This window comes from Porphyrobacter sp. MBR-155 (assembly GCF_040547625.1).
Lineage (GTDB): Bacteria > Pseudomonadota > Alphaproteobacteria > Sphingomonadales > Sphingomonadaceae > Erythrobacter.
Genome location: NZ_JBEPQB010000005.1, coordinates 153,375 through 171,567 on the forward strand (window position 1 = coordinate 153,375; position 18,193 = coordinate 171,567).

The following is an 18,193-nucleotide window of genomic DNA, read 5'->3' on the forward strand; positions in this document are numbered from 1 at the left end:
GATGGTGCGCACCGGCTTGCAGCTTGGCCTTGCTACCGTCGAGAACACCCGCATCCGCCCCTCCCCCAATGGGGGAGGATTACCGCGCATCACGGCCCAAACCCATCATCCGTCAACGTCCAAACCGTCTTCGGCGGTCTCGGCTCCGGCGGCTTTCTCGGCCCCGGCGGTTCCATGTTGGGCCAGTCGTGCGTCGGAGTGACGTTGACCAGCGCGCGTTCGGCTTCGCTGGCGGCGGCGGCTTCGAGGTCGCGGTTGCGCAGTTCCGCAAACCGCGCCCATGCGGCGCGCGTTTCGTCTGACAGCTTGGCCCATGCGGCGGCCTGCTTGGCCTCCACCCGGCAGCGGATTGCGTTGATTTTGCGGTCGATGCTGGCGCGCGCTTCTTCGGGTGAGAGGTTGCCGCTTTCGCTCTCCCATTCCTTGCGCCATTGCTTTTTCAGCCGTTCGACCTGCATCGCGTCGACCGCGTTCATTGCCTTGCTGCCGCCATCGGCAAAGCGGTGCGGGGCGCGGTTTCTCAGCATGAACATCAGCAGCCGGTCGTTGTAACGGGTGCGGGTGCCGATCAGTGCGCCATAGGAATAGACCGGTTCCTCCACGCCGTTCAGCGCGCGGTCCATCGCCACATCCTCGATCCGCTGCACGCCGAGGTCGAGCGCCTTGTTCCACGCGGCGCGGAATTCCTCCGCCCCCGGCTGGCGGCGCAGGTAGTAGGCACCGGGCTGGCTCATATCGACCGCCTTGCACGCCGCCGCGACCGATCCGGTATCGGCCAGCGCCTCGATGAAGGCGATCTGGCGCTGCGGTGTCCAGCCGTCGTGGCGTTCGCATTGGCGCGGGACGGGGTTGAAGGCGGGCAGCTCTCCCACTGGAACGGGGAGGCGGGCGGTGCGGGGGTCTGATCGTCTGGTCATGGGGTAAGGTGCAGCACAAAACCTCAAGGTAGGAAAATGTGGGCGGCTGCGCACATGGTGTGCAGCTTCACTTGGCGTTCAGCGCGGGGCTGGTTATAGGGCTTCGCATGACAACCACACTCCCCTCCCGTATCGCGCGCGCAGCCTTGATTGCGGCGACCTTTGCCACCCTGTCGGCCTGCGCTGGCAGCACCGAGGGCAAGGACGTCGCCTACGTCGCGCGCGATGTCGAAACGCTTTATGCCGAGGCACAGCGGCGGCTTGACCGGGGCAACACCTTGCAGGCGGCGGCGCTGTTTGATGAGGTGGAGCGTCAGCACCCCTATTCCCCCTGGGCCCGCCGGGCGCAGTTGATGAGTGCGTTCAGCTATTACATCGCGCGCGATTACAACAAGGCGATCCAGAATTCGCAGCGGTTCCTGTCGATCCACCCCGGCAACAAGGATGCGCCCTATGCGCATTACCTGATCGCGCTGAGTTATTACGAACAGATCAGCGATGTGAACCGCGATCAGAAAATCACCGAGCAGGCGCAGACCGCGCTGCGCGAAGTCAACCGCCGCTTTCCCCAGACCGAATATGCCGCCGATGCGCGGTTGAAGCTGGATCTGGTGGCCGATCACCTTGCGGGCAAGGAAATGGAGATCGGCCGGCATTACCAGCGTTCGGGCCTGTGGCTGGCCGCCGATATGCGGTTCCGCAATGTGGTCGAAAAATTCGATACCACCAGCCACACGCCAGAGGCACTGTTTCGCCTGACCGAAAGCAGCCTCGCGCTTGGCCTGCCTAACGAAGCGGTCAAATATGCGGCGGTGCTGGGGACGAATTATCCCGGCAGCGTTTGGTACGAACGCGCGTTCAAGCTGATCGACAAGCACGCGCAGGACGTGACCGCCTCCTAGGCCATCAGCCGAGCCTTCGCAGCGAGTTCAGCCCCGCAAGCCGCCCATCAGGGCATATTTCAGTTCGAGATATTCGTCCATGCCGTGGCGTGATCCTTCGCGGCCCAAACCGGATTCCTTGATCCCGCCGAACGGCGCGACTTCGGTGCCGAGCAACCCTTCGTTGATTGCGACCATCCCGTATTCCAGCGCCCCCATCACCCGCCACGCGCGCGCATGGTCGCTGGTGTAGCAATAGCTGGCGAGGCCGGAGCGGGTGTCATTGGCGATGCGGATCGCCTCTGCTTCGTCGGCAAAGGGGATGATCGAGGCGACCGGGCCGAACACCTCCTGCTGCGCGATGTCCATGGCTTGCGTTACCCCGGTCAGCACGGTGGGGGTATAGAACTGCGCCCCGGCATTGTGCCTGCCGCCGCCGCACAGCCGGCTGGCCCCGCTCGCCATCGCGGCATCGGTCAGCCGTTCGACCTTTTCCAGCGCGCGGGTGTTGATCAGCGGGCCGATCTGGCTTTCAGGATCCATCCCGTTGCCGACCTTCAGTGCGCCTGCGCGCTCAGCCAGCGCGGCGGCAAAGCGATCATGCACCCCGCGCTGCACCAGCAGGCGGTTGGCGCCGATGCAGGCCTGCCCGGCGTTGCGGAACTTGGCGATCATCGCACCGTCCACCGCCGCATCCAGATCGGCATCGTCGAACACGATAAACGGTGCATTGCCGCCCAGTTCCATGCAGGCTTTCTTGACCGTGCTCCCCGCCTGTTCGAGCAGCAATTTGCCCACCGCGGTTGATCCGGTGAAGCTGATCTTGCGGATCACCGGGTGCGAACAGAACAGCTGGCCGACTTCGGCGGGCTGATTGCTCGGCACGATCCGCAGGATTGCGGCGGGAATGCCGGCCTGATGCGCCAGCGCTTCCAGCGCGAGCGCGGAGAGCGGGGTGAGTTCGGACGGTTTGATCACCATCGCGCAACCCGCTGCCAACGCCGGGGCGGATTTTCGGGTGATCATCGCCAGCGGAAAGTTCCACGGGGTAATCGCGGCGCAGGTGCCGACCGGCTCCTTGCGCACCAGAATCTCCTTGCCGGGAGCAAAGCTGGGGATGGTTTCGCCGTAAGCGCGGCGGGCCTCTTCGGCGAACCATTCGACGAAGCTGGCGGCATAATCGACCTCGGCCCGCGCTTCGGCCAGCGGTTTGCCGCATTCGAGCGTGCAGATTTCCGCGAGCTGTTCGCGCTGGGCCACGATGAGGTTGAACCAGTCGCGCAGCCGGGCGGCGCGCACGCGTGCGGTTTCGCCTGCCCAATCGCGCCGGGCGGCTTCAGCGGCGTGGATGATGCCGTCAATTTCCTGCGCGGAGTAGGTGCGCACCTTGGCCAGCAGCGCGCCCGTGGCCGGGTTCATCACCGCCAGGCCGCCTGCATCGTCAATCGCATCGGGGTTGAGCATCGAAAAGAGTTTCGTCATGTCGCCTTGCCTGCTGCGCCAGCGTGAAAAGCCCGCTGTGCTGTTCGCGTGGTGCTGTGCCGATTTTGCCCGGACTTGAAAAGGGCCGAGCGCGATTATTGCGCCAGCGGTTGACAGCGCGGCGGCGCGAACCTTAGGGCCGCGTGTCCGCGAAGCTGCGGATGATGCAACCCAGCCGACGGATTTTCTTTGACCGCTCTTTACGCCTTGCCCGATCACGAAGTGGTCTCCGGCCTGATTCCGGGGATCGCCAGCCGCACCCTCGGCGCAGAGGATGCCATTGCGGCGATCCACGCTGCGCCGGGAATGATCCCGGTTGCGATTGATCCCGAGGTTGACAGCGGCGGCAGTGGCAAGGTGTTCTGGGCTGACATTGGCGATTATCCCTATCGCGAATGGCAGCATATTTTCACCATCAGCACGCTGGCCGAGCAGGGCGTTTTGCGTGCGTCTTTCGTCACCGATTTTGCAATTTTGCAGGACGACCGCATCCTTGCCGATCCGATCGATCCGAGCGGTTTCATGTTCCACATTTCGCGCTGCGGTTCGACCCTGACCGGCAAGGCGCTGGCCCGCAGCCCGCGCCATCTGGTGATCAATCAGGGCGCGCCGTTGCAGCGCGGGTTCTGGGCCACGATCACGCGCGACTGGGCCGAAGATGCCGTCCCAAGCGCGGAAAATCTGCATGCGTTTCGCAATCTGGTGCTAGCGATGACCCGCCGCCGGTTTGCGCAGGAAGAACGCGCGTTCATCAAGTTCATTTCGTGGAACACGCTGTATATGGATTTTGCGCTGGCAGCGTTTCCGCAGGTTCCGGCGCTGTTTCTCTATCGCGATCCGGTGGAAGTCATCGCCTCGGTGCTGCGTGAAACCTCTGCCGTGGTGTGGGCCAAGGGGCGTCGGCAGGCCGGATTCCTGTCCGGGCAGGATTGGCGCAGCACCGCAGCGATGGATAAAATCGAATATCTGGCGCATTGCTTTGCCCGATATTTGCGGTTTGCCGCGCAGATGGAAGGGCGGGCGGCGCTGGTGAATTACACCGACATCAAGCCCGAAAAATTCGCTGATATTCTGGCGCGCGGGTTGAATTTCAGGCCCGATGCAGACCAGCTTGCGCTGATGCTCGAACAGTTCAACTTCCATTCCAAAGACGATAACAACCAGCAGCAGTTCACATCGGACAGCGCGCAAAAGCGTGCGTCCATTTCCGAAGCAGACCGGCGGCGCGTGGCGGAAATCTGCGGCGATGCGCTGGCGCAGCTCGATTCATCGCCCGCAAATCTCTTTCCGCGCGCGCAGGCCTTGGCATAATCGCCGTAATCGGGCTAAAGCGCGCCATCGCGCCACGCGGCCCCATTGACAAGTGGAACACCCATTGACCGAAACTCTCCCCGACGGCCTGCTGAGCGTCGTCATCCCGAACTACAATTACGCCCGCTTTGTCAGCGAATCCATCGCCAGCATTGCCGATCAGACCTATGCCCCGATCGAACTGATCGTGGTGGATGATGCCAGCACCGATAATTCGGTGGAGGTCATCCGCGCCGCGCTTGATGCGGCAGCCGACCGGCTGTTTTCGACCCAGCTGATCGCACTGCCCGAAAATGTCGGCAAACTGGGCGCGCTCAATCGCGGGATGCCCCATGCGCGCGGGCATTATTTCGTGATCCATGATTCCGACGATCTGCTCAGCCCCGGCTATGCAGAACGGACGATAGCTGAACTCGAAGCTGCGCGGGCTGAAGACCCTGCCATTGCCATCGTCTATTCCGATTGCACGCTGATTTCGCAGACCGGCGAAGTGCTTGACCGGGGCCGCTCGACCGCGTTCGATCCGGCGCTGATTGAACGCTATTCCTTCATTCCCGAACCGGCGATGTGTCTGGCTGCGCCGGTGATGGAAACCGCCCCCTATGATGAAACCATCCGCAAGGGGACGAAACACCACAAGTGGAAACGCATCATCGCCAATGGCTGGAAGGGGCTGCATATCCCCGAAGCGCTGTTTTCCTACCGGATGCACGAAGGCAATCTGTCAGGCATTGGCAAGCGTGTGATCGCCGAGGTTGAGCGCGGGGAGGGTGGTGAACGCATCCTGTCCGGCTATTGGCCGCTGCAAACCACCGAACGCTGACACGCCGATGAGCCAGCACGAATCGCAAGGGTTTCCGCTGACGCTGGATGCAGCGCGGATCGGGGTCGTCGGGCTGGGCTATGTCGGCCTGCCGGTGGCGGTCGCCTTCGGACAGAAATACCCGACAGTCGGGATCGATATTCGCGCCGGACGGATTGAAAACCTGCGCGCCGGGCATGATGAAACCCGCGAAGCCTCGCCTGAAGAACTGGCCGCCGCGACCCAGCTTGATTTCACGCTCGACTGGGCCAGCATGGCGGCGTGCAACGTGTTCATCGTCACCGTTCCGACCCCGCTGAATGATCACAACCATCCCGATCTGTTCCCGCTGGAAAGCGCCACCCGCGCGATCGGTATGGTGCTGAAACGCGGCGATGTGGTGATTTATGAAAGCACGGTCTATCCCGGCTGCACCGATGAATTTTGCGTGCCGATTCTGGAAGAACTGTCAGGCCTGACCTATAATCGCGACTTTTTCTGCGGTTACAGCCCCGAACGGATCAACCCCGGCGATAAACTGCGCAAGCTGCCCGATATCCTCAAGATCACCAGCGGATCGACCCCGGCTGCGGCCGATTTCGTCGATGCGCTGTATCGCAGCGTGGTGACGGCAGGCACCCACCGGGCCAGCTCGATCCGCGTGGCCGAAGCGGCCAAGGTGATGGAAAACACCCAGCGCGATCTCAACATCGCGCTCGCCAACGAATTGGCGATGATCTGCAACCTGCTCGACATCGACACCACCGAAGTGCTGGAGGCGGCGGGCACCAAGTGGAACTTCATGGCGGTGCGCCCCGGACTGGTCGGCGGGCACTGCATCGGGGTTGATCCCTATTACCTGACCCACAAGGCCGAAGAAATCGGCCACCACCCCGAAGTGATCCTGGCCGGGCGCCGGATCAATGACCGCGTGGGCAAATATGTGGTCAACCAGTTCGTCCGCCTGATGGGGCGCAAGGGGTTATTGCGCGATAATCTGCGGGTGTTGGTGCTGGGCTTTGCCTTCAAGGAAGATTGCCCCGATCACCGCAACACCAAAGTGGCGAGCATTGTGGAGCACCTTCGTGAATTCGACATTGCCGCCGATGTCTATGACACCTGGGTCGATGGCGATGAATGCGAGCGTGAATATGGCATCCGCCCGCTGACCACGCTGGGACCCGGCAAATATGACGGGATCATCCTTGCAGTGGCGCACGGCGATATTGTCGCGATGGGGGCAGAGGCCATTCGCGCGCTGGGTAAGCCGGGGGCGGCACTGTATGATGTCAAAGCCGCGCTGCCGAAGGGCGCTGCTGATCAGCGCTTATAGAGCCTTTTCAGCGGCGATGCGGCGGCGGATCAGCGCGGCCTCGGTAATCTCGAACGAATGCTTGTGGTCGACATCGATCGGGCCGAACGGGTAATCGAGCATCACCGGGGCCATTGTCACCCCCAACCGCCGACCGATGGCGGTAATCAGCCCGCGCATCGTGGTCAGTTTCAGCTTGTAGAGCACAAACGGCCACACCCCGAATGCCTTCAGGATGCGCATATGCCGCTTGCCGAACTGGCCGCCGCCTTCAAACACCTTCACCGCGCTCAGCGCGCGGGCATTGCGCAGGCCATAGAGGTTGCACGATGATGATCCCCCATCCTTGAGCTGGTGAAACGCCAGACCTGAATTGGCGAATTCGCGCAGCACCACTTCCTCGCTCGACAGGCCGAGCGCCACGTCTTCGCTGCATTCCAGAAACCCGTTCACGAAATCGCGTACCAGTTCGGGCGTGTGCAGCGCATTGTCGCCGGTGGTGATGACGAGCGGCAGCGGGTTGTCGATTTCTTCAACCGCCGCGATCACGCTGTCCGCCAGATTACCGCGCGCGGCGACGAAAACCGTGGTGCCGGCCGCCGCCCATGCCTGCATCCGCGGGGTCGCCTCCAGCACATCGGGCGTGTCGAGCGAGACGTGGATGCGATCAAAACAATCGCTGTCGATCAGCGCTTCCAGCACCCGTTCGAGCATCACCTGCCCGTCGATCTCGACGAGGCATTTGTGCGCCTTGCCCTGCAATTTTGCGACCGGATCATCCACCCCCCGGCGGCTGGCGGCCATCACCAGCACGGCTGGCTTTTGCCCGGCCGTTTGGGGATGCGTAACTGTCTGGCTTGGCATGATCTGTCCTGTCTTATCCGTTGGCAGCGGGCGGGGCGAAGGCCTGCCCGGCGCGGCGCATCACGTCGCCCGCGTCGGCAAGGGCGGGGAATTGTTCGAGAGCGGCGCGCAGATGATCGCGGGCCTGCGCGGTGATGACCCCGGCGCTGCAGGCGTCAAACTTGCCCCAATATTGCGCCCAGGTAAACGGCGCGGCCTTGCTGCCCAGCGGCCATTCATTGACCGAGGTGAAGCGCCGCCCATCCTTGAGGGTAATGTGAACCTCGGTTGGAAATTCGCCCTCCAGCCTGTCCACCGGGTGGCGGTGGATGATCGGGAACAGGCCGCGCACATCGGCGCCCATCACCCGTTCAGGCGTGAAATCCGCCAGCGTGCAATCGCCGCGCGCAAGGATGCAGCCGACCGCATATTCGGCGGAAAACTTCGCTTCCAGCGGGGTTTGCGGATCGGTGTAGAAGACATTGTTGAAATGCACGCGCGGCATATGCAGATCCACGCTGGCGACGGCATCAGCGCCAAACCCGTGGGTCTGCATCAGGTGCTGCACCCCGTCCATCGCGCGGTGGATCGCGCCGCAGGTGGGAAACCGCTTCACCCGGAACTTGTGCGCGGTGATCAGCAGCGGATCGCCCACATTGTCGAGTTCAAACCGCAGGTTCTGACCATGTTCGATATGGGTGATGGTATCGCGCAATTCTTCGTAATCCGGCCCCACCATCAGCCGGTTCATCCCGGTGGGCCCGTCCAGCGTATCGCGCCCGGCGGTGATCCCGGCGCGCGCCATGCTGGCCGCCATGATCCCGCCCTTGGCCGCCAGCCCGGCGTGAACTGGCTTCATCTCGGTGCCGAACTGGCTCATGAACCCGGCCGACATGCTGGTGGCAATCGACAGCGCGCGCGCGCAGGCGGCGGCGTCAAGCTTCATCAGCCGCGCTACCGCCGCCGTGGCCCCCATCACCCCGACGGTGGCGGTGGCGTGCCAGCCGCGGTTGCGGTGCGCGGGGTTCAGCCCCTGTCCGATCCGCCCAAGGATTTGCAGCCCGACAATATAGGCATCAATGCAGGCCGCGCCCGAAAGCCGTTCCTGCTCGGCAATCGCCATGATCGCGGGCAGCAGCACGGTGGTGGGGTGGGCCTTTGGCGGATCGAAATTGTCATCGAAATCGAGCACGTGGGCGATCGTGCCATTGACCATCGCGGCCCACGGTGCAGCCAGCATCTGCGGCTGACCGATCACGGTGCAAGGCCCGCTGCCCCACGGGGCGAGGGTGGCGAACAGTTTGTGCGCCACCGGTTCTGCCGCGCCGGGCACCATCACCGCCAGCGTATCGACAAATTCGCGGTGCGCCCAGTCGCGCGCATCGTCAGGCCAGCGATCCGGCACGTCAGCAATCCATGCGCCATAGATATCAAGCGGATTGGTGTTCACGTTGTTCGCCTCGGCCCGGTTGCGCCCGTTTGTGCACAGTCGCAGGGCCGATAGCTATGCCGCGCTCATTGCACAAGCATTGCGCCGGTAACGTCACCTGTCCGGAAGCTGGAATTCGATCACTTCGGATGTCGCGCGCCTGATCCCGAAAATCCGCCAGCGCCCCTCCAACGATGTGGGATCCCACGCCCACGCCTGCCCGGCGAGCGGCGCGGGGATTGTGCCGACCCATTCGAGCACGGCGCCCTGTTGCGGCAAGCGCAGCTGATAGATTTCAGGTTCATCATGCCCGGTCAGATACAGCAAGCCATCGGGCCCGAATGCGCCGCCCGATGCGCTCATCGGGGCGAGCGCCGCCAGAACATCGGCGGGCAGGGCATAGCTGGCAATTTCCTGCCAATTGTCGTCCAACTGCGCGATCCGGGTGAAACGGTGATCGCGCCCCGGCTCACCGCCGCGCTGGCCATAATTGGCAAAGCCCGCCCACCAATGGCCTTCGTGCCGAACCAGCCAGGTCAATGATCCCGCGCGCAGGCCCAGCGGGATCGAGCGGATATGGCGCAAGGTGGCAGTGTCGAACACCTCAACCGAACTCGCCATCGGCAGATGCGGGAAGTTGGAATGGGCGCATACCAGCTCAGCCGCGATCACCGCGCAGCTATTGATGTGCACGATGCGCCGCCCGCCGCGTGCGGCATCCGCATCACCCACCCATTCGGCGACTTTCGCCCCGTCAGAACGGCGATATTTGCCGATCCGCGCGTTGGTGATGGCATAGAAATGCGCATCATCCACCGCCGCGCCCTGCCGCGCCTCGGGTGCCTGCCAGCTGTGCAACACGGTGGCAGGCGCGGATACCGGCGGGCGCACCTGCTCAGCATCGCTGTCCTGCGCGTGGGCCGGGGCGGTGAGGGCGGTCAGCGCGCCCAGTACAATCAACCCCCGCATCACAGCTTCGCCGATACGCCGATAGAGAACGCCCGGCCAAATTCCGCCGCTTCCTGCAACAGATCACGGTTCGGCCCGGTGAGTTCGATTCGCCCGCTATCGGTCAGGTTTTCGCCTTCGACAAAGATTTCGACATTATCGGTCAGGCGATAGCGCAATTGCGCATCCACCGTGGTGCGTGATTTCCAGAACTGGTCGGCATCGGGGATGGTGGAATTGATCGTTTCCAGATAGCCGCCAGTGTAATTATAGGCGACGCGCGCCTGGATCGGCCCCTTGTCAAAATAGATCGCAGCGTTGGTCGTCCATTTGGGTTGGAAGAAAAACCCGCGGTTCCGTGGCCCGGCGGCGGTCAGCACGGTCAGATCACTATCGACATAGGTGGCGTTGAGGTTGACGCCGAGCCCGTCAAACGGCGCGGGCAGGAAGGTCAACGGCTGCTGGATAGCGGCTTCAACCCCCAGCAATTCGGCGCTTTGGGCATTGAACGGCTGCGAGATTTCAACCTCTTCCGGCCCACGCCCGACATCGAGCGTTTCCACCACGGTGAGGGTGAAAATCTCGTTCGAAATATCCTTGTAGAACACGCCGAGCGATACCAGCCCGCCATTGCCGGTGAAATATTCGAGCGACGCGTCAAGCCCGTCGCTCTTGCGCGGGCTGAGGCCGGGATTGCCGCGGCTGACCGTGGGCCTCGTCCCGGTGGCAAAGCTGACGGTTTCTGCGGCGGTCACGCTGCCAAAATCGGCACGGCTGATGGTGGTGGTATAGGCCGCGCGGATGACGAAATCGTCGGTGACATCCCAGCGCAGATGGACGCTGGGCAGCCAATCATTGGTGGAGCCATCGGCATTGGCCGGTTCGATCACCCCGTTGACCACGCGTGATGCGGCGCTCGACGTTTCGGTGCGTTCATAACGCAATCCGCCCAGCAGCGTTACCGGGCCGGTGGTCACGCGGCCCTGAAGGAAACCGGCGTAAATATCCTCGTCCACGGTAAAGTCGGACACGATATTGTTTTCAACCGCGCGGAACGAAGACCGGTTGGCGTTGAAGAACGCAGTGGTGAAAGTGCGGTCAACCACCAGATCAAACCGCTGTCCGCCGATTACCTCCATCGGATTGCGGGTGAATGCTCCGTCGAGCGTGTAAACCAGGCCCGAGGCCGGATCGACGGTAAAGGTGGTCTGATCCTGATCGCTGACGTGATCGGTGCGGCGATAGAGGCCGCCAGCCTTCACTTCGTAATCAAAGCTGCCGCTTTCCTGTGCATAGGTCAACGCGCCGCGCAATTCATACACATCCTGATCGACGGTCGCGAGCGTCTCATTGCGGCTGACATGGATGTGGCGGGCCGGATCGGCAATCGCGCTCGGGTTGATCGGGAAGAAGTTGAAGAAGAAATCGCTGCTGTCGAAATTGAACCCGAAATCGGTGCCGGTTGGCGTGCGGAAGGCTTCGGACGCATTGCGCTGGCGGCCATGCGCGCCCGAATAGATGGCGTCCACATCCACCCGCAACGGGCCTTCGCCGCCCCAGGCCAGATTATACTGCGCGTTCCAGATTTCCTGGCGTTGCTGCGGCGTGTTCAGCCCTATCTGGTTGCGGGCGCGTTCAAAGGTGCCGCTGGTCGGGGTCTGATTGGTGATATTGCCGCGCTGCTGGAACCGGTTTTCGTGGCGGGTTTCATCATCGTCAAACCGGTTGAAGGTGCCGAACAGCCGCATGTAGAGATCGGGGTTGGCCTGCCATTCCAGCGACAAGGCCGAACCGAACCTCTCGCGCACGTTGTTATACAGGAACAGGCGGCGTTCCAGCGGAACCGCTATGCCATTGCCGGTCGGGCTGCCGAGTGTGGTCGGCGTGCCGGCGGCGGTGAATTCATTGAAGCTGGGGTTGGCGGTTTCGAACTGGGTGATGTCATAATTGCGGCGCGAATAATCGAGCGCGAGCACCACGCCGAACTGATCATCGCTACCCAACTGGGTGCCTCCGGTCATGTTGGCGCGCCACGACAGGGCATCACGCTCGACATCATTTTGCTGTTCAAACAGAGTATAGGCCGCCGTGCCGGTCAGGAACGGGCGGCTTTCGCTGAACGCGCTTTTGGTCTTGATGTTGATGATCCCGCCAATCGCGTTGGGGTCCATATCGGGGGTCAGGGTCTTGAGCACCGCCATTTCGCTGGCGATGGATGAGGGGATCACGTCGAGCGGGATCGTGCGCGATCCGCCAAGGTCGGCCGAGGCGACGATCGCGCCGTTGATCTGGGTGCGGTTATAGGTTGGTGCCAGACCGCGTATCACCGCGAAACGCGGTTCGTTCTGGTCATTGCGCACCGCCACACCGGGGATGCGCCGCAGCGCTGCCGCCGTGTTGAGATCGGGCAGGCGGCCGATGTCATCAGCCGAAACCCCATCGCTGACCACAAAGACTTTGCGCTTGGCCTCAATCGCGCGCTCTTCGCTCTGGCGAAAGCCGGTGACGACGATTCCTTCGTCGGTTTCTGCAAGATCGTCAGCATTATCGGTCGTTTGCGCATAGACTGGCTGGGCCGCAAGGGCCGCCACTGAGCACACACCTGCAAATAAATAGGCCTTCATCTGATTTCCCCTATCTGCCGGTTGAACCGACATTCCGAATACGCAGGGGCACCTATGCGGCTATTTTTGCGCAGGCGTGGCAAATCAGTGAATGTTTTATGAAATTGAATGCCGGATCATTCATGACTGATCGCAGCAATGGCAAACTATTGTTTCAACGTGAGTCAAAAATGACAATTCTGTAAGTTTTCTGTCAGGTTTTATTTACGACAAATAATTGACAGCGACCCCGTGCACCCCCCAATTTTTACCTCCACCGCGCAATCCTGCGGGTGACACGCGCCGGATTGTGTGTTGTCAGGGGGCATGGCATCCAACCGCAGCCGGGGACACACCGCAGATGAATTTTGATCTCAGCCACGAACACACCATGTTGAAAGATCTGGTCGGCAAGTTTGTGCGCGACCAGTTGATGCCGCTCGAAGCCAGCGTGCTGGCGCGCGAATCCGCCGGGCAGGGCAGCTATCTCACCCCACAGGAAACCGCTGCGGTTGATGCGGTGTCGCGCGAATTGGGCCTGTGGGGGCTCGACGCGCCCGAGGAAGTCGGAGGCATGAACCTGCCGATGGTGGCGATGGTTGGCGTGAACGAGGAATTGGGCCGCACCGCTGTGCCCTATACCCTGCCGCCCGATTCCCCCAATCTGCGGATGCTGATGGTCGCCGCCGATGAACGCCAGCGCGCCGCCTATCTGGAACCCTATGTGCGCGGCGAGACCATCTCTGCCATCGGCATTTCCGAACCCGGCGCGGGGGCCGATCCGGCAGGCATGACCACCTTGGCGGTTGAGGACGGCGATGACTGGATCATCAATGGCCGCAAGATCTGGATCACCCGCGGGGCAGAGGCGGATTTCACCATCCTGATGGCCGTGACCGACAAGAACCCCAATGGCCGCAACGCGATGTCGGCCTTTCTGGTTGACCGTGATACCCCCGGCTTCAACGTGCTGCGCAAGATCCCGATGATCGATGGCACCGCGACCTATGAAATCGTGCTGGAGGATTGCCGCGTACCGGGGTGGAAACTGCTCGGCACGCGCGGGCAGGGGTTTGCGCCGATGCAGGTGCGGCTGGGCACGCGGCGGATCGAGATGGCATCATGGGCGATCGGCATGGCCAGCCGCGCGCTCGACATGATGGTGGATTACGCCCCGCAGCGCACCACCTTTGGCAAGCCATTATCGGCGCGTCAGACGGTGCAGAACTGGATCAGCGACGCCGCGACCAAAATCCACGCGATGCGGTTGATGACCTATGACTGCGCGTGGAAAATCGACGAAGGCCGCGATACCCGCAGCGAAATCTCGATGATCAAGAGCTTCTGTATCGAAAGCGCTTACGAGATAGTCGATCACGCGATGCAGATGTTCGGCGCGATGGGGATGACCCGCGAATTGCCGCTTTACCTCATGTCCAACAAACTGCGCACCATGCGCATCTATGACGGGCCAAGCGAGGTGCATAACTGGGTGGTGGCGCGCCAATTGCTGGGCACGCGGGAATGATCCGGGCATGAGCGAATGGATTGATACAGCGCGCGCCAGCCTTGGCGCGGCGCGCGATTATGCCGAGGCGGTGCGGGCAGCAGTGTTGTACGCGGTTGCCCCTGACGGCGCGCCGCAGCCTGCGCTGATGGCGCGCGAACAGCACGGCGTGCATGGCTTTGCGTGGATCGCGGCAAGCATCGCTGCGCTGGAGGCGACGCTCGATTGGGCCGTGCGGGCCGATGCGGCGGGGCAGTTTGGCGAGGCCGAAGAACTGACACTGCGGATCGGGTTTGGCGAATACCTCGCGCAGATTGCCAGCGGATTGCCGATGAGCGCGAGCGAGGTGGTGCGCCCATCGGCGTTCGGCACCGGGGCTGAGGCGCGCGCGCTGTCAGCGTATCCGGCAGTTGCGCGCCTGCTGGCCGATGGCAGCACGCCCGATACCCGCGCCGCGCTTACTGCATTGCTGGCCGATGGCGTGCGCCCGGATGAGGGATTGGGGGACGCAACGCTCGATCTGATTCGTCAGCAATTTCGCGCCTTTACCGCGCAGCAAATTACGCCTTTCGCGCATCAGTGGCACCTTGCCGATGCGCTGATCCCCGATGCGGTGATCGCGGAAATGGCCGCGCTTGGCGTGTTCGGCATCTGCATCCCCGAAGACCACGGCGGGCTGGGGCTGGGCAAGCTGGCGATGGCGGTGGTGTCCGAAGAATTGTCGCGCGGGTGGATTTGTGCCGGATCGCTTGGCACGCGATCCGAAATCGCAGGCGAGCTGATCGCGGCCAATGGCACGCCGCAGCAAAAGGCGCGGTTTCTGCCGCGTATCGCCGATGGATCGTGCCTGCCCGCTGCCGTGTTCACCGAACCCGATACCGGCAGCGATCTTGCCAGCGTTCGCACCCGCGCCGAACGGCAGGCCGATGGCAGCTGGCGGGTTACGGGGGCGAAAACCTGGATCACCCACGCCGCGCGCGCTGATTTGATGACGATGCTGGTGCGCAGTGACCCCTCGCGCCCCGGCTATGCGGGCCTTTCGATGCTGCTGGCGGAAAAGACGCGCGGCAGCGAAGCCGCGCCGTTCCCCGATGCCGGGATCGACGGCAGCGAGATTGCCGTGCTCGGCTATCGCGGGATGAAGGAATATGCGCTGGGGTTTGATGGCTTTGCGGTCGCCGCGGATGGCCTGCTGGGCGGGGCGGAAGGGCAGGGCTTCAAACAGCTGATGCGCACCTTTGAAGGCGCGCGCATTCAAACAGCCGCGCGTGCCATCGGTGTGGCGTGGAACGCTTTTGATCTGGCGCTCGATTATGCGCAGGGGCGCAAGCAGTTTGGCGCGGCGCTGACGCAGTTTCCGCGCGTGTCGGACAAGCTGGCATTGATGGCAGTAGAAATCGTGATGGCGCGCGAACTGACCTACTATGCCGCGCGGGCCAAGGATCGCGGTGCGCGCTGCGATATCGAAGCGGGGATGGCCAAACTGCTCGGCGCGAGGGCGGCATGGAGCGCGGCGGATAATGCCGTGCAGATCCACGGCGGCAATGGCTATGCGCTGGAATACCCGATCAGCCGGGTGCTGTGCGATGCGCGGATTCTCAACATCTTCGAAGGCGCGGCGGAGATTCAGGCGCAGGTGATCGGCCGCGGCCTGTTGGGCGGCCAACAATAGCGGGAGGGGGCGCCTTAAATCGCGCGCCGTAACGGCTGGGTTGTGACCGGCTGGGCCAGCACCGCGTGGACAAGATCAACATGGCGCGGGCGATCCCCACGGCGTTTCAGCAGCCGGTTTATCCGCGTGACCAGCACGAACGGATCGAACGGTTTTGTCAGGAAATCCTGCGCGCCGGCATAAATCGCCTGCGCCTCATCCTCCTCGCCGCTGATGGTGGTGAACATCACCACCGGCAAATCATACAGCAACGGCGAAATGCGCAAGCGGCGCAGCAGCGAAAGGCCGGATTCGCCCGGCATCGCCTGATCGAGCAGTAGGACGTCGGGCCGCTTGCGATGCACGCAATCCCACGCTGCCTCGGCGCTGGTCACCCAGCCGCAGGCATGGCCGGCATCGATCAGCACTTCGCTGGCGAGTCCGGCGATCAGTTCATCATCATCGGCAATCAGGATTCGGGCCATAGGTGCGGGCTTTTGCGAAGTGGGTGTGTTGGAAAATGCACCATTAACTATGGCGGGTTCCGGCGGGCTTGGCTTGACCCCTCGTAGAGTTCCCTAGACCCTGGCTTGACCCCACCTAGACCCCTCTTAGACCGGCCTTGCCCCCGTCTTGGCACCCTGTCAGTGTCGGGGTGATGATTCGTGAAAACCTTGGCGATCCGCCCAACATTGCCCGATCCGGCCCGTTTTATATTACGCAAGGCATTCATAATCTTAGGGATTATGGCGGCTATGCAGTGCCCGGCGGGGCGCGGGTGCGCAGCGGGGTGCTGTTCCGGTCGGGCCAGCATATGGAGGCGAGCGACGCCGATCTTGCGCTGATCCACGCGCTTGATATCCGCACGGTGATCGACCTGCGCGGGGTGAGCGAGCGGGAGGGCTTTCCATGTCGACGCCATCCGAACTTTGCCGCGCAAGTGATTGTGTTTGATGGTGAAACAACCAATTCTCCACCCCACGAAGGCGGCGGCGGGCAGGTGGTGATGACCCCCGAAAAGGCGCGGCAGCGGATGCTGGCGGTGTATCGGCGGATGCCGGTCAACCCTGCGATGATTGCGATGTTTACGCGATATTTCAATGCTTTGGATGAACGTGAAGGCGGATCTCTGGTGAATTGCTTTGCCGGAAAAGACCGCACCGGGATCGCCGCCAGCCTGCTACTCCACACGCTCGGCGTCCACCACGATGATGTGGTGGCCGAATTTCTGCGCACCAATGATGCTCCCACCCGCGATGTGCTCGAACGCCAGTCGCTCCCCCGGATGGAGGCGTATTATGGCGCCATCGAGCCCGAGGCGTTGCACAATCTTATGGGCGTTTTACCAGAGTATATAGATACTTATATTGCAGAGATAACGCGCGATTACGGTTCGCTCGACACCTATCTCGCGCAGAAATTAGGTGTGGATGAGGCGCGGAAACAGCGCCTCAGAGCAAAGCTGGTGGCGTGACAATCGCGCTGCGTGCTCCCATATCGCGGGTCTGTTATTCACTGGAAGGCAAATCGTAATGGCCACCCACCACACCAAAATGCTGATCATCGGTTCCGGCCCGGCGGGCTATTCCGCTGCGATCTATGCCGCGCGCGCAATGCTGAAACCCATTGTTGTTCAAGGACTTCAGCCCGGCGGCCAGCTTACCATTACCACCGATGTCGAAAATTACCCCGGCTTTCGCGAGGTGGTGCAAGGCCCGTGGCTGATGGAGGAAATGAAGGCGCAGGCCGAACACGTCGGCACACGGATGATGTGGGACACCATCGTTTCGGTTGACCTCGAAAACGGCCCGCCGTTCCGCGCGATTGGCGACAGCGGCGATGAATATATTGGCGAAACTCTGGTGATCTGCACCGGCGCGCAGGCCAAGTGGCTGGGCATTCCGGGTGAGATGGAACTGGGCGGCAAAGGCGTATCCGCCTGCGCGACGTGTGACGGGTTCTTCTATCGCGGCAAGAAGGTGGCGGTGATCGGCGGCGGGAATACGGCGGTGGAAGAGGCGCTGTATCTCACCAACCATTCCGACGACGTGACCCTGATCCACCGCCGTGACAGCCTGCGGTCGGAAAAGATCCTGCAGGAACGCCTGTTCGCCAATCCCAAGATTAAAGTTCTGTGGAACAAGGCAGTAGAAAGCTTTGTGGCTGGCGATAATGGCATGCTCCACCACCTCGCGCTCAAAGATACGGCGACGGGTGAGGCGTCCACCATCGAAGTGGACGGTGCGTTTGTCGCGATCGGCCATGCGCCTGCGACCGAACTGTTCAAGGGCAAGCTACCGATGGACGAAGGCGGCTATCTGCTGACCGAACCCGGCACCCCGAAAACCGCGATCCCCGGCGTGTTTGCAGCCGGGGACGTGACCGATCATGTCTACCGGCAGGCGGTCACCGCAGCAGGGATGGGTTGCATGGCGGCGCTCGACGGCGAACGCTATCTCGCCTCATTGTCCTACGGAAAAGAGCAGGTTAGCAAGGTGGCCGTGTAG

15 protein-coding genes are annotated in these 18,193 nt (G+C 62.4%); 8 read left to right on the top strand and 7 right to left on the bottom strand.

The window, feature by feature from the left end; translation table 11 throughout:
* Positions 1–89: 89 nt before the first annotated feature.
* Complete coding sequence (locus ABIE62_RS07140) at positions 90–917, bottom strand: hypothetical protein (RefSeq protein WP_354324759.1); 828 nt, start codon at positions 915–917, stop codon at positions 90–92.
* A 107-nt stretch (positions 918–1,024) separates the two neighbouring features.
* Between ABIE62_RS07140 and ABIE62_RS07145 the strand changes: the two genes are divergently transcribed.
* The gene (locus tag ABIE62_RS07145; RefSeq protein WP_354324761.1) at positions 1,025–1,819 is read left to right on the top strand and encodes an outer membrane protein assembly factor BamD; all 795 of its coding nucleotides are present in this window, start codon (positions 1,025–1,027) and stop codon (positions 1,817–1,819) included.
* Positions 1,820–1,846: 27 nt separating this feature from the next.
* Here the strand turns inward: ABIE62_RS07145 and ABIE62_RS07150 are convergent, their stop codons facing one another.
* The gene (locus ABIE62_RS07150; protein WP_354324763.1) at positions 1,847–3,280 is read right to left on the bottom strand and encodes an NAD-dependent succinate-semialdehyde dehydrogenase; all 1,434 of its coding nucleotides are present in this window, start codon (positions 3,278–3,280) and stop codon (positions 1,847–1,849) included.
* A gap of 189 nt (positions 3,281–3,469) precedes the next feature.
* On the opposite strand from ABIE62_RS07150, the gene ABIE62_RS07155 reads away from it, so the two are divergent.
* The 3 genes from ABIE62_RS07155 (at position 3,470) to ABIE62_RS07165 (ending at position 6,726) form a co-directional block, all read left to right on the top strand.
* Positions 3,470–4,591, top strand: a complete 1,122-nt coding sequence (locus tag ABIE62_RS07155) for a hypothetical protein (RefSeq protein ID WP_354324765.1) — start codon at positions 3,470–3,472, stop codon at positions 4,589–4,591.
* A 64-nt stretch (positions 4,592–4,655) separates the two neighbouring features.
* Complete coding sequence (locus ABIE62_RS07160) at positions 4,656–5,414, top strand: glycosyltransferase family 2 protein (protein ID WP_354324767.1); 759 nt, start codon at positions 4,656–4,658, stop codon at positions 5,412–5,414.
* Positions 5,415–5,421: 7 nt separating this feature from the next.
* Positions 5,422–6,726: a nucleotide sugar dehydrogenase gene (locus tag ABIE62_RS07165; RefSeq protein WP_354324768.1), complete on the top strand. Its 1,305-nt coding sequence runs from the start codon at positions 5,422–5,424 to the stop codon at positions 6,724–6,726.
* Here ABIE62_RS07165 and ABIE62_RS07170 read toward each other — a convergent pair.
* The 4 genes from ABIE62_RS07170 to ABIE62_RS07185 all read right to left on the bottom strand — a co-directional run bounded on the left by ABIE62_RS07170 (position 6,721) and on the right by ABIE62_RS07185 (position 12,516).
* Positions 6,721–7,569: an NTP transferase domain-containing protein gene (locus ABIE62_RS07170; protein ID WP_354324770.1), complete on the bottom strand. Its 849-nt coding sequence runs from the start codon at positions 7,567–7,569 to the stop codon at positions 6,721–6,723. The genes ABIE62_RS07165 and ABIE62_RS07170 overlap by 6 nt on opposite strands.
* A 13-nt stretch (positions 7,570–7,582) precedes the next feature.
* The gene (locus ABIE62_RS07175; RefSeq protein ID WP_354324771.1) at positions 7,583–8,998 is read right to left on the bottom strand and encodes an MmgE/PrpD family protein; all 1,416 of its coding nucleotides are present in this window, start codon (positions 8,996–8,998) and stop codon (positions 7,583–7,585) included.
* A gap of 93 nt (positions 8,999–9,091) precedes the next feature.
* Positions 9,092–9,946 carry a hypothetical protein gene (locus ABIE62_RS07180; protein WP_354324773.1) on the bottom strand — a complete coding sequence of 285 codons (855 nt, stop codon included), beginning with the start codon at positions 9,944–9,946 and terminating at the stop codon, positions 9,092–9,094.
* Positions 9,946–12,516: a TonB-dependent receptor gene (locus tag ABIE62_RS07185; RefSeq protein ID WP_354324774.1), complete on the bottom strand. Its 2,571-nt coding sequence runs from the start codon at positions 12,514–12,516 to the stop codon at positions 9,946–9,948. The genes ABIE62_RS07180 and ABIE62_RS07185 overlap by 1 nt, the downstream gene beginning before the upstream one ends.
* A 373-nt stretch (positions 12,517–12,889) precedes the next feature.
* Between ABIE62_RS07185 and ABIE62_RS07190 the strand changes: the two genes are divergently transcribed.
* On the top strand, positions 12,890–14,056 hold the full coding sequence (locus ABIE62_RS07190) for an acyl-CoA dehydrogenase family protein (RefSeq protein WP_354324776.1): 1,167 nt from the start codon (positions 12,890–12,892) through the stop codon (positions 14,054–14,056).
* A 7-nt stretch (positions 14,057–14,063) separates the two neighbouring features.
* Positions 14,064–15,707, top strand: a complete 1,644-nt coding sequence (locus ABIE62_RS07195) for an acyl-CoA dehydrogenase family protein (RefSeq protein WP_354324777.1) — start codon at positions 14,064–14,066, stop codon at positions 15,705–15,707.
* 14 nt (positions 15,708–15,721) lie between these two features.
* On the opposite strand, the gene ABIE62_RS07200 is transcribed toward ABIE62_RS07195, so the two are convergent.
* Complete coding sequence (locus tag ABIE62_RS07200) at positions 15,722–16,171, bottom strand: response regulator (RefSeq protein ID WP_354324779.1); 450 nt, start codon at positions 16,169–16,171, stop codon at positions 15,722–15,724.
* Between the two features lie 173 nt (positions 16,172–16,344).
* On the opposite strand from ABIE62_RS07200, the gene ABIE62_RS07205 reads away from it, so the two are divergent.
* Together ABIE62_RS07205 and trxB are read left to right on the top strand one after the other, a co-directional pair.
* Positions 16,345–17,160: a tyrosine-protein phosphatase gene (locus tag ABIE62_RS07205; RefSeq protein ID WP_354324781.1), complete on the top strand. Its 816-nt coding sequence runs from the start codon at positions 16,345–16,347 to the stop codon at positions 17,158–17,160.
* Positions 17,161–17,218: 58 nt separating this feature from the next.
* Entirely contained in the window at positions 17,219–18,193 is a 975-nt protein-coding gene (trxB, locus tag ABIE62_RS07210) for a thioredoxin-disulfide reductase (protein ID WP_354324783.1), read from the top strand.

Excerpts from the sequence above, each read along its gene's own strand:
- ABIE62_RS07205 (WP_354324781.1), top strand. The coding sequence starts at position 16,345 with ATGATTCGTGAAAACCTTGGCGATCCGCCCAACATTGCCCGATCCGGC.
- ABIE62_RS07170 (WP_354324770.1), bottom strand. The coding sequence starts at position 7,569 with ATGCCAAGCCAGACAGTTACGCATCCCCAAACGGCCGGGCAAAAGCCA.
- trxB (WP_354324783.1), top strand. The coding sequence starts at position 17,219 with ATGGCCACCCACCACACCAAAATGCTGATCATCGGTTCCGGCCCGGCG.
- ABIE62_RS07190 (WP_354324776.1), top strand. The coding sequence starts at position 12,890 with ATGAATTTTGATCTCAGCCACGAACACACCATGTTGAAAGATCTGGTC.
- ABIE62_RS07195 (WP_354324777.1), top strand. The coding sequence starts at position 14,064 with ATGAGCGAATGGATTGATACAGCGCGCGCCAGCCTTGGCGCGGCGCGC.
- ABIE62_RS07200 (WP_354324779.1), bottom strand. The coding sequence starts at position 16,171 with ATGGCCCGAATCCTGATTGCCGATGATGATGAACTGATCGCCGGACTC.
- ABIE62_RS07150 (WP_354324763.1), bottom strand. The coding sequence starts at position 3,280 with ATGACGAAACTCTTTTCGATGCTCAACCCCGATGCGATTGACGATGCA.
- ABIE62_RS07140 (WP_354324759.1), bottom strand. The coding sequence starts at position 917 with ATGACCAGACGATCAGACCCCCGCACCGCCCGCCTCCCCGTTCCAGTG.
- ABIE62_RS07165 (WP_354324768.1), top strand. The coding sequence starts at position 5,422 with ATGAGCCAGCACGAATCGCAAGGGTTTCCGCTGACGCTGGATGCAGCG.
- ABIE62_RS07145 (WP_354324761.1), top strand. The coding sequence starts at position 1,025 with ATGACAACCACACTCCCCTCCCGTATCGCGCGCGCAGCCTTGATTGCG.
- ABIE62_RS07180 (WP_354324773.1), bottom strand. The coding sequence starts at position 9,946 with ATGCGGGGGTTGATTGTACTGGGCGCGCTGACCGCCCTCACCGCCCCG.